12 protein-coding genes are annotated in these 17,313 nt (G+C 38.6%); 10 read left to right on the top strand and 2 right to left on the bottom strand.

All coding sequences use genetic code 11. The features are described from left to right. The first annotated feature begins 18 nt into the window (after positions 1 to 18). On the top strand, positions 19 to 1,461 hold the full coding sequence (locus HME9304_RS00530) for a pyridoxal phosphate-dependent decarboxylase family protein (protein ID WP_112376731.1): 1,443 nt from the start codon (positions 19 to 21) through the stop codon (positions 1,459 to 1,461). On the opposite strand, the gene HME9304_RS00535 is transcribed toward HME9304_RS00530, so the two are convergent. After that, positions 1,458 to 3,257 carry a glycoside hydrolase family 15 protein gene (locus tag HME9304_RS00535; protein ID WP_112376732.1) on the bottom strand — a complete coding sequence of 600 codons (1,800 nt, stop codon included), beginning with the start codon at positions 3,255 to 3,257 and terminating at the stop codon, positions 1,458 to 1,460. The genes HME9304_RS00530 and HME9304_RS00535 overlap by 4 nt on opposite strands. A 105-nt stretch (positions 3,258 to 3,362) precedes the next feature. On the opposite strand from HME9304_RS00535, the gene HME9304_RS00540 reads away from it, so the two are divergent. The 7 genes from HME9304_RS00540 to HME9304_RS00570 all read left to right on the top strand — a co-directional run bounded on the left by HME9304_RS00540 (position 3,363) and on the right by HME9304_RS00570 (position 13,226). Further along, a complete protein-coding gene (locus HME9304_RS00540) occupies positions 3,363 to 5,561 on the top strand; it encodes a bifunctional alpha,alpha-trehalose-phosphate synthase (UDP-forming)/trehalose-phosphatase (protein WP_112376733.1) in 2,199 nt (732 codons plus the stop codon). 2 nt (positions 5,562 to 5,563) lie between these two features. Next, positions 5,564 to 7,090, top strand: coding sequence for a nuclear transport factor 2 family protein (locus tag HME9304_RS00545; protein WP_112376734.1), 1,527 nt, complete (start codon positions 5,564 to 5,566; stop codon positions 7,088 to 7,090). Positions 7,091 to 7,117: 27 nt separating this feature from the next. Next, positions 7,118 to 8,449, top strand: coding sequence for a M28 family metallopeptidase (locus HME9304_RS00550; protein WP_112376735.1), 1,332 nt, complete (start codon positions 7,118 to 7,120; stop codon positions 8,447 to 8,449). Between the two features lie 63 nt (positions 8,450 to 8,512). Next, a complete protein-coding gene (locus HME9304_RS00555; RefSeq protein ID WP_112376736.1) occupies positions 8,513 to 10,144 on the top strand; it encodes a M1 family metallopeptidase in 1,632 nt (543 codons plus the stop codon). Between the two features lie 19 nt (positions 10,145 to 10,163). Then, positions 10,164 to 10,970, top strand: coding sequence for an arginase family protein (locus HME9304_RS00560; RefSeq protein WP_112376737.1), 807 nt, complete (start codon positions 10,164 to 10,166; stop codon positions 10,968 to 10,970). Between the two features lie 141 nt (positions 10,971 to 11,111). Further along, positions 11,112 to 12,641 carry a M20/M25/M40 family metallo-hydrolase gene (locus HME9304_RS00565; RefSeq protein WP_112376738.1) on the top strand — a complete coding sequence of 510 codons (1,530 nt, stop codon included), beginning with the start codon at positions 11,112 to 11,114 and terminating at the stop codon, positions 12,639 to 12,641. Positions 12,642 to 12,644: 3 nt separating this feature from the next. Then, a complete protein-coding gene (locus tag HME9304_RS00570) occupies positions 12,645 to 13,226 on the top strand; it encodes a YdeI/OmpD-associated family protein (RefSeq protein ID WP_112376739.1) in 582 nt (193 codons plus the stop codon). A gap of 11 nt (positions 13,227 to 13,237) precedes the next feature. On the opposite strand, the gene HME9304_RS00575 is transcribed toward HME9304_RS00570, so the two are convergent. Beyond that, a complete protein-coding gene (locus tag HME9304_RS00575; protein WP_112376740.1) occupies positions 13,238 to 14,482 on the bottom strand; it encodes an MFS transporter in 1,245 nt (414 codons plus the stop codon). A gap of 539 nt (positions 14,483 to 15,021) precedes the next feature. On the opposite strand from HME9304_RS00575, the gene HME9304_RS00580 reads away from it, so the two are divergent. Further along, positions 15,022 to 15,489, top strand: coding sequence for a DUF423 domain-containing protein (locus HME9304_RS00580; protein WP_112376741.1), 468 nt, complete (start codon positions 15,022 to 15,024; stop codon positions 15,487 to 15,489). Between the two features lie 209 nt (positions 15,490 to 15,698). Next, positions 15,699 to 17,120, top strand: coding sequence for an amidohydrolase family protein (locus HME9304_RS00585; RefSeq protein ID WP_112376742.1), 1,422 nt, complete (start codon positions 15,699 to 15,701; stop codon positions 17,118 to 17,120). Positions 17,121 to 17,313 lie beyond the last annotated feature (193 nt).

Here is a 17,313-nt window from a genome sequence, read left to right on the forward strand (position 1 = left end):
AGGATATAACTTTATCCTATGGATAATAAAATATTGAGTTCTCTATATGCCCAAGATAATTTTAGAAGGTTGGGAAAACAATTAATAGATGTATTGACAGATCATATACAAAATACTACACAGGAAATTAATAAAAAAACCATTCAATGGAACGAGCCCGAAAACGAGCTCGATTTCTGGAAAGATTTTTTTGAAAACGGAACTGACGATGACTTTTTTAATCAAATACTAAAAAGGACCACCCATACCCATAATCCAAAATATGTGGGTCATCAGGTTGGAGTAACAGCTCCAATTACAGTTTTTACGGGAATGCTCAGCAATTTGTTGAACAACGGCATGGCAGTCTACGAAATGGGCATGGCACCAAATGCCATTGAGCGTATTGTTATAGAAAAGTTGTGCGAAACCATTGGATATAATTCCAAATCAGGTGGTTTTTTAACTTCTGGAGGTACACTGGCAAATCTCACCGCTTTACTCTCAGCAAGAAAGGCCAAAGTTGAACATGATATATGGAACGAAGGACATAATGAACCATTGGGAATCATGGTCTGTGAAGAAGCACATTACTGTGTAGACAGAGCGGCAAAGATTATGGGGTTAGGAGAAAAAGGGATTATAAAAATTCCTGCCGATGAAAATTTTGCCATGGATATTCAACAATTGGAGACTTATTATCAAGAAAGTATTTCCAAAGGTCTGAAAATTTTTGCCATTGTGGGCAGTGCCCCTTCCACAGCTACAGGAGCTTATGACAATTTGGAAGCCATAAACAAATTTGCACAAATGTATAATCTTTGGTTTCACGTGGATGGAGCACATGGTGGAGCAGCTATATTTTCGGAAAAATATAAGTATTTGCTCAAGGGCGCGGAAAAAGCCGATTCTATGGTGATCGATGGTCATAAAATGATGATGATGCCTACAATAACCACAGCTTTATTGTTTAAAAATAAAAATCACTCAAATCATACCTTCAGTCAAAAAGCAGATTATCTTTTAAACGATACGGAGGAAGACGAGTGGTACAATAGTGGACGAAGAACTTTTGAGTGTACTAAAAACATGATGTGTATGCATTGGTTCATTCTTTTGAAAATGTATGGTCAAAAGGCATTTAATGTCTATGTGACCCGTCAATACGATTTGGCACGGGATTTTGCCAAAATTATTTCAAAAGAACCCAACTTTGAAATTGCAACAGAACCTATGTCGAATATTTTATGTTTCAGATATTTAAAGGACAATCTTTCTTTGGAAGAATTGAATCATTTGAATCAATCCATCCGTAGGCAATTGTTGGAAGACGGTGAATTTTATTTAGTTCAGACCAAGTTAAACGGAGTTCACTACTTAAGGACCACCTTGATGAATCCTTTTACGACCATAGACCATCTAAAACTTCTTCTAGAAAAAATTAAAAAAGGTATTGCTGAACTACTATCAAAAAAAGATTAACCAATAGACTCCAAAATTTTCTCTTCGCTTTTCTTTCTGGAAAAATTAATGGCACATTCTATTAAAGCTAAATGTGAATAGGCTTGTGGAAAATTGCCCAGCAATCGTTTTGTTTTAAAATCAATATCCTCACTAAAAAGCCCCAGATGATTACTGTATCCAAGCAAGCGCTCAAAATGTGCCAATGCTTTCTCCTCCTCCCCTATTTTAAAGAGGCTATTGATAAACCAAAACGTACAAATGGTAAACGATGATGACGGCAGCCCAAAATCATCTTCGTTTTTATATCGATATAACAAACCGTCATTACTTAAGTTATCTTCTATCGCTTTGACAGTACTAACAAACTTTGGGTCTTTTGCATGAATAAAGCCATAAGATTCCATTAATAATACTGATGCATCAAGATATTCGGAACCATAAGATTGCACAAAAGCATTTATGTTACTGTTCCAGGCATTTTCGTGAATGTCCTCCTTCATTTCCTGTTCAAGAGCGGTCCATTTTTCAATTTTTCTAGTTTTTCCAAAAATCTTGGCAACCTTTATGGCCCTATCCATGGCAACCCAGCAAAGAACTTTTGAGAAGGTAAAATGCCTGTCCTCCCCTCTAAATTCCCAGATACCTTTGTCAGGTTCGCGCCAGTGTTTGCTTACTATCCAAACTATGCCCTTGGTGATGCTCCATAATTCTTCCCCATTTTCTATATCGTTACTGAATTTGGCCAGCTGCTCATAAATAACATCCATTAAAATGCCGTAAATATCATTCTGCTTCTGTTTATAAGCGGCATTTCCAATCCTTACGGGCTTAGAGCCTTTGTAACCATCTAAATGGTCCAGAGTTTTTTCGGTGAGGTTTTTTTCTTTGTTGATACCATACATGATCTGGAGTTTTTCATCCTTATCGGGCATTAAATCGATTATAAACTGCAGATACCGTCTGGCGGAATTCTTGTGGCCAAGCTCAGAAACAACTTTAATGACCATTGATGCATCCCTAATCCAACAAAACCTATAATCCCAATTACGAACCTCCCCAATGGTTTCTGGCAAAGATGTTGTCGCAGCAGCAAGTACGGCACCTGTTTTATCGTAGGTAAGCATCTTTAAAGTAATGGCACTGCGAACAATCTCTTTGTTGAACTGTCTGTAGGTGGGTGTTCTATCTGCCCAATCCAGCCAGTATGTTTTGGTACGTTCTAATTCCAAAGACATTTTCTCAGTTGTCGGTTTCAAAATCTTTTCATTATAGCATATTAAAAAGAACCCATCTTCTTTAAGCGTCATCTCACTTCCGTTTAAAACTTCAATTTTATTGAAAGAAGTATAAAGAAAGAGCGTGTCAAACTTCTTTTTGCTCGTGAGACTAACAATGAAATTTGTTTTGGCATGATTTGTAGTTTGGCCCTGCGCATATTCCAGCTTTGGGTCATAGAAAACAGTCAATTTAGGACGACCGGAAATATATTTTATATAGCGTACAATTTCTGGCGGGGCATTGTATTTGCCTGTAAGTTTGTAATAACGAGGCATAAAGTCATGCACTTCAAAAGTGTTTTCTCCATCGGAATATCGTGTAACCAATATCGCGGTGTTGTTATGGTATTTTTGATGTATTTCGTAATCAGGTCCAGCTGTTATTTCAAAACTGCCCCCTTTCTTTTCATCCAAAAGTTTAGCAAATATTGAGGTTGAGTCAAATTGCGGCAAACAGCACCAATCCAAAGAGCCATTTTTTGAAATTAGAGCGGCGCTTCTGCAATTTCCTATTATTCCGTAGTCGAGATTATCCATATATTAAATATCTTCCAAAAGAAGTCTTTTCAAATTGTTTTTACGGTTCAATTTGTCGAAATTTAAAGAAATTAAATAGTAAAACACGGCAAACGTATTCATTTTATGGGCAAAACTATCATAATCTCAAATCGACTACCAGTTCAATTACAAATTAGCAATGGAACTATCGATGCGATACCAAGTGTTGGGGGCTTGGCAACTGGTATGAAGTCCGTCCATAGTGGTGGCGAAAGTCTATGGGTCGGGTGGTCTGGGCTTACTGATGAAGAAACACCCGCAGCCCTAGAGAATGAAATAGATGTTGCCCTGAAAAAGCATGGGTGTGCCAAAATAAAACTCACAGAAAAAGAGATTGAAGGATTTTATTTTGGATTTAGCAATCGTACGGTTTGGCCTTTGTTTCATTATTTTTCCGAGTATACGGAGTTTGAGCTTGAATTTTGGAATACCTATAAAGCCGTAAACCAAAAATTTGCCGATGCAATCATAGAAAAATCACATGACAACGATACTATCTGGGTACATGACTATCAATTAATGTTGGTACCACAGATGGTCAGGGAAAAACGCCCGAATACTTCAATAGGTTTCTTCTTGCATATTCCTTTCCCTTCCTATGAAATTTTTAGAACACTTCCTTGGCGTGAAGAAGTTTTGGAAGGTTTATTGGGTTCGGACTTAATAGGCTTTCATACCTATGATTATGAAAGACATTTTTTAAGTTCTGTAAGGAGGCTTCTCGGCCTGGATGTCAGTTTTAACGATGTTTATTTGGAAAATAGGGTTATAAAAGTAGATTCTTTCCCTATGGGAATCGATTATAAAAAATTTGCAAGTGCTGCCAAAAAACATGATTCCAATGGCAAGGATTCCGATTTACAAATAAAATTAAACAGTCACAAACAGTCAGCTCCCGGCACCAAACTTATTCTATCCATAGACCGTTTGGATTATAGTAAAGGTATTGCGAAGCGTATAAATGCATTTGAATATTTCCTGAACAAATACCCGGAATACAAAGAAAAAGTACGTCTTATTATTTTGGCCGTGCCCTCAAGATCCAATGTGCCACAGTACCAATTGCTCAAAAGGGAAATCGATGAACTCGTAGGTAGAATCAATGGCGAGCTATCCACCGTCAATTGGACACCAATTTGGTATTTCTATCGCTCTTTGCCCTTTGAAAATCTTATAGACCTATATACCTCCAGTGACATTGCATGGCTCACACCGCTCAGGGACGGAATGAATTTGGTTGCAAAGGAATATATCGCCACCCGTACCGATAAAACAGGAGTTCTGATATTGAGTGAAATGGCAGGATCTGCCAATGAAATGAACGAGGCACTGCTTATCAACCCCAATAATTTTGAAGAACAGGCAGATACGCTCAAAACTGCGATTACAATGCCTGAAGAGGAACAAATATCCCGTAATACATTTTTGCAGAAACGGTTGGAACGCTATAATGTTGAGGTTTGGGCCAATGAGTTTATGGGAGCCCTCAATAGAAAGAGCGAAGAAAACGAACCTTTTATTTCTCAAAAAATAACTGATACTATTCTTGAAGAAATCCAAGAAAAATACGCAAAAGCGAAAAAAAGACTTTTGTTCTTGGATTATGATGGTACACTTGTAGGATTTCATAAAGACCCACAAAAGGCATCACCGGATGATGAATTGTATTCACTTTTAGATAAACTTCACTCACAGGAAAACACGACACTGTTCCTGATCAGCGGTAGGGACAAACAAACGTTCACGAAGTGGTTTTTGGACAAAAAATATAATATGATCGTAGAGCATGGGGTCTGGATTTCAACCAACGGTGAAGAATTTAAATTATTGGAAAAAGTAAAAGGAGAATGGATGGAAAAAATAAGACCTGTGCTGGAATCCTTTGTTGATAGAACCCCTGGCTCCTTTATAGAAGAAAAGAATTATTCGTTGGCGTGGCATTATAGAAACACAGATCCTGATTTTGGGGCAAAAAGAGCCACAGAACTCAATACCGTGCTGACCAGTCTTATAGGAAATGATGATATTAGCGTATTGAACGGAAACAAGGTCATGGAAGTAAAGAGCAGTAACGTAAATAAAGGAAGGGCATCCGTACGCATGCTGGGCGAAGACGACTATGATTTTGTTTTTGCCATTGGCGATGATTGGACCGATGAATTCATGTTCCAGGAACTTCCAAAATCTTCTATAACGGTAAAAGTTGGGCTTAAAAAAACCCAGGCTAAATATCATGTGGTAAATACCAAAAAGGTTAGGGATTTATTAAAGTTATTTGCTTAAAAATGAATCGGATATTTTTTTTTACATTAGTTCTTTTTGCTTCGATCTGTATACAGGGCCAGGTAAACACCGATGTTTATCTTTTTGACCTTAAACTTGAGGGAGGCAACATAATGCTCTCCAATCCAAAGAATATTTCGAACAATGAAGGATATGACAATCAACCTTCATTTTTGAATGACAGGACCGTTTTATTTTCTTCGACCAGAAATAATCAGACAGACATTTTAAGATTCAATATTGAGGCAGGAAGCACAACTTCATGGATAACCAATACGCCAAAGGGCAGTGAATACTCTCCCCTGAAAATTCCCAATAAAAATGCTGTTTCTGCAATTCGGTTGGATTTGGATGGACTGCAACGGTTATATCAATACGATATCGATAAAGGAAATTCAAAACAGCTTCTGGAGGACTTGAAAGTTGGCTATCATGTATGGTACAACGACCATATTTTGGTTTCATCGGTTTTGGTGAAAGACCGTATGGATTTGGTAGTTAGCAATTTAAGGGACAGTACAAACTACACATTTCAAAAAAATGTAGGACGAAGTCTATGGAAAATTCCCGACTCCGATTTAATCAGCTATATCAGTAAAGAGCAAGATGTTTGGCAGATAAAATCCTTGGACCCAATTTCCGGAGCTACAAAAAAAATCGCGGACACTTATAAAAATGCAGAAGATATGTGTTGGTTGAACAATAGCATAATCTTAACCGGTTCGCAGAAATCAATCATGAAATTTGATACCACATTGGATATTGAATGGAACCCCGTAATCACTTTTAAGCAGGATGAAATCAATAATATCTCACGTATTGCGGTGAACCCGAGTGGAAATCGTCTGGCTTTTGTAGCTGAAGAATCCCCAACGGTTATTGTTCAAAAACAAGTAGAAGCATTCAACAAAAGGGATTTAAAAGCTTTCGTTTCATGTTACAGAAACAATGTTTTAGTACAGCGCTTTCCGAATGATACCATGTATGTAGGCAGAGTGGACATGACGGCAAATTATCGCCGTTTTTATGAAAATACAAAAGAAGCCAAGGTAGAAGTCACCAACAGAATACGCCTACGGAACAAGGTTATTGATGAAGAAACCAGTACGGTCAACGGTAGAAAAGGACATCAAGTTGCTTTGTATGAAATTAAAAATGGTTTGATTGCATCAATGACCTTCATTTTTCCGGAATGGGTGACAGAAGATGCAGAATCCATAGTCAATGAACAGTTAAAGGCATATAACAATAAGGACTTAGACGCTTTTATGGGTGCTTTTAGCGAAGATGTGGAACTTTTTACTTTTCCCAATAAACTGGATATAAAAGGTCAGGCACAGCTGCGCAAATCATATAGTTCGCTTTTTGAAAAGACCCCAGATTTACATTGCGATATAAAAAATAGAATCGTCATTGGCAATAAAGTAATAGACGAAGAATATATCACTGCAAACGGTTCAAAATTTAGTGCAGTGGCCATTTATGAAGTCAAGAACGGTAAAATTTCCAAAGTCACTTTTTTACAATAAAATACATCAACCCAACACATGCTTAATATGAAACACACACTTCCGATCCTACTATTTATTTTTGCTTTCCCACTATTTGCCCAAACAGATGCAAGAATCTACGACATCATAAATAAAGTTTCCGCAGAACGAATAAAAAATGATGTAACTACCCTTGTAAATTTTGGAACAAGGCATACCCTGAGCGATACAATTTCCGAAACTCGAGGTATAGGAGCAGCCAGAAGGTGGATAAAATCCGAATTCGAAAGAACTTCGACCGATTGTAATGCTTGCCTCGAGGTTTTTTATCAAAAGGACATGGTCAAAAAAGGAGATGGTCAACGAATCACAAAAGATGTTTGGGTGGTAAACGTAGTCGCCATTCAACGTGGCACCAAGTACCCCAATCGTTTTATCATTATGAGCGGTGATATCGATTCCAGGGTAAGCGACCCCGTGGATTATACGTCTAAATCGCCAGGGGCTAACGATAATGCAAGCGGTATGGCAGGAACTATTGAAGCTGCCCGTGTACTATCAAAATACAAATTTGAAAGCAGTATCATTTATGTGGGATTGTCAGGGGAAGAACAAGGTTTGTACGGAGGCAAAGGATTGGCCGCGTACGCAAAAGAGAAAGGGTGGGACATTGTTGGAATCCTGAACAACGACATGATCGGTAACATTACGGGAGTAGACGGAGTGGTAAGCAACCGCGATTTTAGAATTTTTTCAGAACCTGTACCCCCTACGGAAACTGAAGAGCAAAGAAGGGCAAGACGTTTTTATGGAGGAGAAGTAGATGGTATCTCTCGTCAATTGGCGAGATATGTGCACAAGACCACAAAAACCTATATGCCAGAAATGAATCCAATGATGATTTACCGCTTGGATAGATTTGGAAGGGGCGGACACCACAGACCTTTTAATGATGCTGGTTTTGCGGGAATACGAATTATGGAGGCCCATGAAAACTATACGCAACAACACCAAGATATCCGATTGGAGGATGGTATTGCCTACGGAGATGTATTGGAACATGTAAATTTTGAATATGCCAAAAAACTTACGGCTGTCAACGCCATCAATTTAGCATCCATAGCATGGGCGCCACCAGCACCCACTACAGTCGAAATTGGTGGTATTGTAGAACCATCGGCAAAGTTAAAATGGAACAAGGTTGAAGGTGCGGTAGGGTATAAAATCTACTGGAGGGATACCACCTCCCCTACCTGGGACAACTACAGATATGTGACTGACACTACGGAACATACTTTGAATGGCATTGTTATTGACAACTACTTTTTTGGGGTTGCCGCTGTTGGAAAAGATGGTCATGAAAGCCCTGTGACTTTTCCCAATGCGGTTTTTAGATAGCTATGAACTTAAATTCAATTATTGTCATACTGTGCTTGCCAAATGATTATTAAAAATTTTAGGATGATTAAAATAACGCAGAACTGTTTACTGATATTATTAGTGCTAAGCTTTGTATCAGTTGCCCATAGCCAAAACTTTACCAAAAGTGATACGCTCAGAGGAAGTATAACCCCTGAAAGGGTCTGGTGGGATTTAAACTATTATGACCTAAACATTAAAGTACAACCTGATAAGGAATTTATTGCAGGTTACAACATCATTGGATATAAGGTTTTGGAAGAATCCGATGTCATTCAAATAGACCTTCAGGAACCTATGAAGATAGAAGCCATATCACAAGACAAAGAGGATTTGAACTATACCTCTTATGGAAACGCCCATTTCATCCAGCTAAAGAAAGAACAAGTGCCTGGTGAATTCAATGAGTTGTACGTCCAATATTCAGGCTATCCTAAAAAAGCGGTACGTGCGCCTTGGGACGGAGGATTTTCTTGGAAAAAAGACAGCAATGGAAAACCATTTGTAGCTACATCCTGCCAAGGACTGGGCGCAAGTGTGTGGTGGCCCAACAAAGATCACATGTACGACGAGGTGGATAGTATGCGAATTGTCATTGATGTTCCAAAGGACTTGGTCGCTGTTGCGAATGGGAGGTTAAGAGAGGAATATGCTCATGATTCAGGAGGGTACAAACTGTATGAGTGGTTCGTATCCAATCCAATCAATAATTATGGCGTTAATGTGAACATAGGCGACTATGTCCACTTTGGAGAGAAATATGAGGGCGAAAAGGGTATTCTGGATCTAGACTATTATGTATTGCCAGATAATCTGGAAAAAGCTAAGGAACAGTTTAAACAGACCCCTATGATGATGGAGGCCTTTGAGCATTGGTTTGGCCCCTACCCTTTCTATGAGGACAGTTTTAAACTGGTCGAGGTTCCTTATTTGGGTATGGAACACCAAAGTTCCGTCACTTATGGCAATAAATATAAAAATGGATATTTGGGTCGGGATTTATCAGGTACGGGGTGGGGCTTGAAATTCGATTTCATTATTATTCATGAAGCCGGTCATGAATGGTTTGCCAATAACATTACCTATAAGGATATTGCGGATATGTGGATTCACGAAGGATTCACGGCCTATTCCGAAAACCTGTATCTGGATTATCATTATGGAACAAAGGCCGCTTCAGAATATGTTATCGGTACCCGGGCCAACATCAATAATGATAAACCTATCATTGGCACATACAATGTAAACTCAAGAGGCTCGGGAGATATGTACTACAAAGGTGCCAATATGCTCCACACACTCCGTCAATTGATTGAGGACGATGAATTATGGCGACAAACACTACGAGGATTGAATGAGGAGTTCTACCACCAAACCGTAACTACGGAGCAGATTGAAAATTATATCAGTAATAAAACCGAAAAAGACCTTTCGGCGTTTTTCAATCAATATTTGCGTACCACCATGATACCAAAATTAGAATATAAACTCGAAGGTAATGCAATAACATATCGCTATGTGGATATTGTAGAGGACTTTGATATGCCCATACGTGTCTTTATCGGGAAGGCTGAAAAATGGCTATTTCCTTCAAAAGATTGGAAAACAGATAAGCTGAAGAACAGCGACCTTACTTTTGATGAGAATTTTTACATCGAGTATCAAAAGGTTTGATTACCCCTACTATTAGTACATGAAAATTTATTTTCCGCAATGGCAAGGCTCAGGCGAAGGAGAAAGTATTGAAGCTGGTGCCAAAACTATATTGGATTACCTGAACGACGCGGGTTTTGTCCAAATACCACTTTCCAGATTGAGTGCAGGTAAAAATGGGATACAGAAATTCACCATCAACAATTATGATGCTATTGTAGAGCAATTGACCAGACTCAAACAATTTATTTCCAAGGAAAATCCAACTAGAATTCAGACCATTGGAGGCGATTGCGGTCTGGAAATAATTCCTGTATCCTATCTCAATCAAAAATATCCGGATTTAGGGATTATTTGGTTTGATGCACATGCCGATATCAATAGGCCGTGTGATTCTGGCAGTTGTAATTTTCATGGCATGCCCCTGCGAACGCTTTTGGGCGAAGGTGAACCCAACATGAATCCTTTACTTTTCAGTACCATTCAAGATAAGCAAATCCATTATGTCGGTTTAAGGGATATTGATCACAAAGAAAAAATTCGATTGAAAAAGGGTGACATCTACCACCCAAAAAAATTGGATGTTCAGGATTTAGTACGGACACTGCAATCCAAAAATATCAAAAACCTATACCTCCATTTTGATTTTGATTGTCTGGAACCTTCAGATTACGATAAAACTTATTACCAAGTCCCTGATGGGGTGAAAATAAAAGATGCTGAGAATTATATTTTAACATTGAAAGAAAATTTTAATGTTGTTGGTACCAGTGTTTTGGAATCCATTGCCACTAAAATAGAAGAACTCAAGCCAATTGACGCTATTCTAAAATTTTTGATGGCTTAAAACTGGCGGTAACGTAGGGATAACATAAAACGTTTCTGCTTGCTATTATCTTAGTCATAAAAATAGCTTTTAAAGGAAAATTGAATTCGCAAAATCAACTTAGTATCCCTAAATTTAGGCATCAACTCAATACACCAAACTATGAAGCTTTCTACATTGACCTTAGTATTCTTGTCCACCTTGATACTTTTAATCACCTCAACCGGTTTTTCGCAGCAACTAAACCAAGAGTTGTTAAATAGTACAGCCCAAAAATATGCGCTTGGTTCTTTTGAAAATTTGAAAGAGCTTTTAAGCATCCCAAACGATGCTTTCTATCCAGAGGAAATCGAAAAAAATGTGCAATGGTGCGAAAATGCCTTTAGTTCCAGAGGTTTCAGCACCACACGTATTTCTACGGAAACGGTTCCTTTACTATTGGCGGAAAGAAAGCAAAATAAGGCAGAGAAAACGGTATTGATTTATCTACAAATAGATGGGCAACCAGTCGATTCCAAAAGATGGTTTCAGGAAAGTCCATATAAACCCGCGCTAAAAAAAATGGGCAATGACGGGGAATGGGAAGAAATCTCTTGGGATAACATCAATAATTACGAAGATGACTGGCGTGTTTTCGCAAGGGCCGCAAGTGATGCCAAAGGACCGGTCGCCATGTTTCTTGCTGCCTTGGATGCCACAAAGGATTTAAACATCGATCCAAATTATAACATTAAGGTCATTATGGATTTTGAAGAGGAACTGGGTTCTCCACATCTTCCAAAAGCAGTGACTGATAACAGTGAACTTTTAAAGGCCGATATGCTCATCATTTTTGATGGCCCCCGACATATTACCAACAAACCTACGCTTACCTTTGGTGCTAGGGGTATTTCTACCATACAATTGACCACCTATGGCCCCGTTGTACCTCAACATAGTGGGCACTTCGGGAATTATGCGCCCAATCCTGCCTTGCGACTTTCCAAACTGTTGGCTTCAATGAAAGACGATGAAGGAAGGGTCACCATTCCTGGTTTTTATGATGGCATCAACATTGATGGGGCCACCGAGAAAATCTTAAAGGCCGTTCCCGATAACGAATCACAGATAAAAGAACGTCTTCAGATTGCCGAAACCGACAAAGTGGGCAGCTATTACCAAGAGGCGATTCAATACCCCTCATTGAACATAAGGGGAATGCAGTCAGGGTGGATCAATGAAAAAGTACGGACCATTGTTCCTGGGTGGGCAAGAGCGGAAATCGATGTACGCTTGGTTTTGGAATCCGATCCTGAGCGTTTGATCGGTTTAATAAAAGACCATGTTGCCAATCAAGGCTATTTTGTGTTGGACAGGGAACCAACCAAAGAAGAGCGTTTAGAACATGCTAAAATCGCAACGATGACCCATGAAATTTCGTATCAATCCTTTAGAACAGCCTTTGATTCTGAAGTCGGGCTGTGGTTGACAAGTGCCCTTAAAAATGCTTTTGGTGAAGATCCTATACGCATTCGTATGAGTGGGGGTTCCATTCCAATTTCACCATTTGTAAACACGCTGAACATTCCTGCAGTGACCGTACCTACCGTAAACCGTGACAACAATCAACATAGTCCCAATGAAAATCTAAGGCTGGGCAATTATAGGGAAGGCATCAAAACCATGATTGCAATTTTAAGTGAAAAGTTATGAGCAATGTCAAACACTACTCTAGAAGAACATTATTTTGAAAATGATAACGAATGGCGGGATTGGTTGCATAAAAATTATACCAATACCAAAGGGATTTACCTGATTTTTTATAAAATAGAACACCCAAAGCCGAGTATGCGGTGGGAAGAAGCAGTACGCGTTGCACTGTGTTACGGTTGGATAGACAGCACGGTCAAGAGTCTGGGTGACGGCAAACGACGCCAATATTTTTGTCCCAGAAAGCCTAAAAGTGTTTGGAGCAGCGTAAACAAAAATCACATAAAAGAATTGCAAAAAGCTGGACTAATGCATGAAAATGGTTTAAAATCCATTGAAATTGCGAAGAAGAACGGTTCGTGGACCGCTTTGGACGATGTGGAGAACGGTGTTGTACCGGATGACCTTCAAAAGGCCTTCGATACCAATAAAACTGCTTGGGAAAATTATCAAGCTTTTACAAGAGGCCAACGGAAGAGTTTTCTATACTGGTTAAATAATGCAAAACGCGAAGAAACCCGTCAAAAAAGAATTGCCGAAATTATATCCCTCTGTGAAAAAGGATTAAAGTTAAGTTCTAGAGGATAATTGATAGTGTTTTACTTTCGATATAGTCGATAATACACAAATGCCGTAATAGTGCCAATTAAAGAAAAACCACTAAGCATCCAAAATACATATTGGTGCCCTTGAGCACCTGGATATTTATCCAAAAAATAACCGTAGGCCGGTCCAGCAAAAATATCGGGGGTGTAGCCCACCAAAGAAATCAGCCCAACGGCGGTTCCTGTTAAAACCAATGGAATCCTTCCTTCCTGCATCACTCCAAAATATAAGGCCCTTGCCGCGTAAACCCCAACGGCAATAATTACCACGGACATAAAAAATAGGGCCGTAGTTGAAGGGGCAATGATGCCCGTAGCAAAAAATACACCTCCAATCGCGGTTAATGATAAACTTAAAAACAACCAAAATGTAATTCTGAATCTATCGACTACCAGACCCACCAAAATTCCCGTCGTTGGCCTCAGAAATTGTAAAAATGTGCCCACTTGGGCAGATTTGACTTCGTTGTACAGCATCACCTCATTGGCATACTGGGAAATAATATCGGTTATTTTATAGCCCACATAGGCACAGAGAATAATTACCATCAACAACCAAACCGAAGGAATCTTTAAAACACTGCCTATCTGCTTTACCGTGATTTTCTGTAACAGTATCTTTTCTTCGTGTACGCCCGATTTCATGAAAAACCAGACGAAAACCCCAATAATGGATATAATGATCGAAGCAATATAAATTACATAGGTGAAAGCTTCTTTTCTTTCAACTAAGTTGGCATCGCTTACATCGCCGTCCAAAAACAACGAAAAAACCAAAACACCCAATAAGCCGAAAAGCGCACCCGTAAGTCCCCTACCCCCGTCCAAGAAGCCAAAAGCTTTACCTTGGGAAGTTTCACCGCCCCAAACCCTGGTCGCTTTGATCATGGGAGCCCAAAAAAGAAATATGGTGGTAAATCCCCAATAGCCATATAATAGCCTTAAAATTTTATAGCTGGGATACGTAGCAAACAATAGGCCTCCAAGGGCTGTCATCCAAAGTGCAACGGCAATCAGTTTTCTTGGCGCAAATTTATCGGCCAAGGGTCCACCTACCAAATAGGAGAGCAATGCCACGATTCCGTAAACGGAAAAACAAAACCCTATTTGAACATTATCCAATTGAAAGACATCCAATACCGTAGGTCTAAAAATACGGGGCAACACAAAGGGAAGGATAAAAACGGCCTCTCCGGCCAAAATTAATAGGATAAGATAGTACCAGGATGATTTTTGCATCTGAGCTTTGTTTGTTCGGATTAGTAAATAGGCTTTAAAGTAATGGAATTTTAGCAGAAGTTTATACGGGGTATTTTAAAAAGAAAGGATGGGCGATGGTCAACGTAAACCCCAGAATGCCGAACAGCTCATTTTGACTTGATGAATATGGTCATAACCAAGAGTAGTACAGATACTGCAAATAGGAAAAAATATATGAAAAATATTATTTTTACAATTGTTTATGATTGATAATTGGAGGAGTCTTTTTATCTAGTGGTCAAGAAAAATATCTGCTGCCGTTAAAGCCAGGCCACTGTGTGACCTTCCTTCTTGGACTAATTTTTCTAATGACCTCTCAGTACCAATGCCAATTTACTCAAAATAATACTATATTTAATACTCAATGATAGGCTCTCAAAACCGCTATTTTGATACTTGCCCTATCAAAAGCCATAGCAAATTAGCGTGTAATGGCCACTATAGCCCTTGAAAGCAACACTTTTAACGCTACTCGCAATAGCAGTGGGACCGTTGGCAAACATTAAAAACAAGAAAGAATGAAAGTATGGAGATTTATATTAAAAAGTAGCCCAAAAGAGATTAGTGAAAAGCTAGAGTCTGAGCTTAAGTCTATCGGCGGATTTGTTTTCGACATTGATTTTGAAAAAAATAAATCAGTGACTTTTAAAATTCGTAAAAGGATTCTTTATGCATGGTATATGGCATTCCAGAATTGGACAGTTGTTAAAGGTAATTTATTAAAAAATGACACCGAAAATAAGACTAATGTAGAAATTACTTTTAAACAGCACTTTTTAATAAAATTGATAATTTATACACATATCTTTTTATTATTAGGTTTTCTCATTGCTATAATATCAGGTATAAATTTCAATGTTATCATGTACATTCTTGCAGGAACAATATTAGCTTTAGGAATAGTTTTATGGATTGCGATACAAAGAAAATTTGACAAGGATAGACAAAAATATAAATCGTTATTAACGCATATATTCGAGATTTGAAATAAAAGCGTTTGTCAAAAATCGTTATAAGTAATTGTTTGTTCACTTCTACTTATAAAAATCTTCGCCGATTTTATGTTTGGTATGTATTTATAAATTTAAATCACAACTCATATAACCACTTACAGTATTCCCTACCCTAGAAACGAGACCGCTTAAAATTAGAATTCTCTACCTTTAAATCCATCATACCACTAATCTTTAATTTTATGGATTCCAGTTTCAAATTTGTTCTGCTTTTATCAATTTTCTTTTATTTTTCCTGTGCCGATAAGCCAAAGGAAAGTTACGATTTATTGATTCGAGATGCTTTCGTAATCAATTTAGAAGATGGAACGGTAAGCACAAAATCCGTTTTTATAAAAGCGGGACGAATTGCAAATATTGTTGGAGAAAGCACATTGGATACTGTAGCCATTGAACATAGCATTAATGCCAAAGGGAAATATTTGCTGCCCGGGTTTTGGGACAATCACGTACATTTTCGCGGAGGAGATTCGCTGATTGATGACAACAAGAATTTCCTAAAGCTTTTTATCGCCAATGGAATCACAACGGTCAGGGATGCCGGTGGGGATTTAACCAATTCCGTTATGCAATGGAAGTCCGAAATTGAAAAAGAAGAGCTTTTGGGACCCACTATTTTTACATCTGGTCCAAAATTGGATGGTCCCAACGCCACTTGGGCGGGCTCATTGGCGGTCGAAGACGAAGACGATGTCGCCAAAGCTTTGGATTCCCTACAAAACATTCCAACGGATTATGTAAAACTTTATGATAGCCGTATAAGTTCAGCAGCTTATCTGAAGACTATAGAAGAAGCGGAAAAACGTGGTATCATAACTTCTGGGCACATGCCCTTTACTGTAGAACTCCATGAAGCCATTGAAGCCGGTATTGATGGCATAGAACATTTGTACTACATCATGAAAGGTTGTTCCGACCGAGAAGCGGAAATCACGGGAAAGCTTCAAAACAATAAAATGAGTTTTTGGGAAGCTATGCCCGCCTTACAATCATCTTACTCGGATTCGGTTGCGAGAGCAACATTTGTCAAAATGAAGGAGAATCATGTTTTTTCAATTCCCACGCTCCATATCGGCCGTACACTTAGCTATTTGGATGAAGAAGACCATAGTCAAGATGAATACCTGAAATATATGGGCAACGGCATCATTAAAACGTATGAAGGCCGTATCAACAGGGTCAAAAATTCCACTCCAGAGGCTGTTCAAAATAGAAAAGAACTGGATGCTTTTTTTGGGGAATTGGCCAAAACAATGTCCGATGCAGGGGTCTCTTTATTGGCGGGTTCGGACAGTGGAGCCTTTAATTCTTACACCTATCCCGGTGTTTCATTGCACAAAGAACTTGAGGCCATGGTCGCCGTGGGGATTTCACCTTTAGAAGCTTTACAGAATTCTGCATACAGAGGTTCCAAGTTTTTAAAAAAAGAGAATGATTATGGTTCTGTAACAAAAGGCAAAATAGCCGACCTGGTTTTATTGAACAATAATCCATTGGAAGATATTAGGCAGACCCAGAACATAGCTCATGTAATCAAGGGCAATCAAATTTTAAATGCGGAAGATTTAAAAAACCTTTTAGCCTCGGCAGAGAACAATGATTAACTAAACCTGTAATGCATTTTAAAAACTGAAAATCTTGAATTTTGGTCATGTGGAACTTGCACAAATAGCGGCATGGATAGCTTTCTACATCCCTTATTTTATTTTTGAACGCGTTGATAATAATGAGACCTTGAAACAATCAGGGTAACGAAAAAATGTGTTGTTTTGACATGTATACCTCCAAATTTTAAGG

The sequence above is a fragment of the Flagellimonas maritima genome (assembly GCF_003269425.1).
GTDB classification, from domain to species: domain Bacteria; phylum Bacteroidota; class Bacteroidia; order Flavobacteriales; family Flavobacteriaceae; genus Flagellimonas; species Flagellimonas maritima.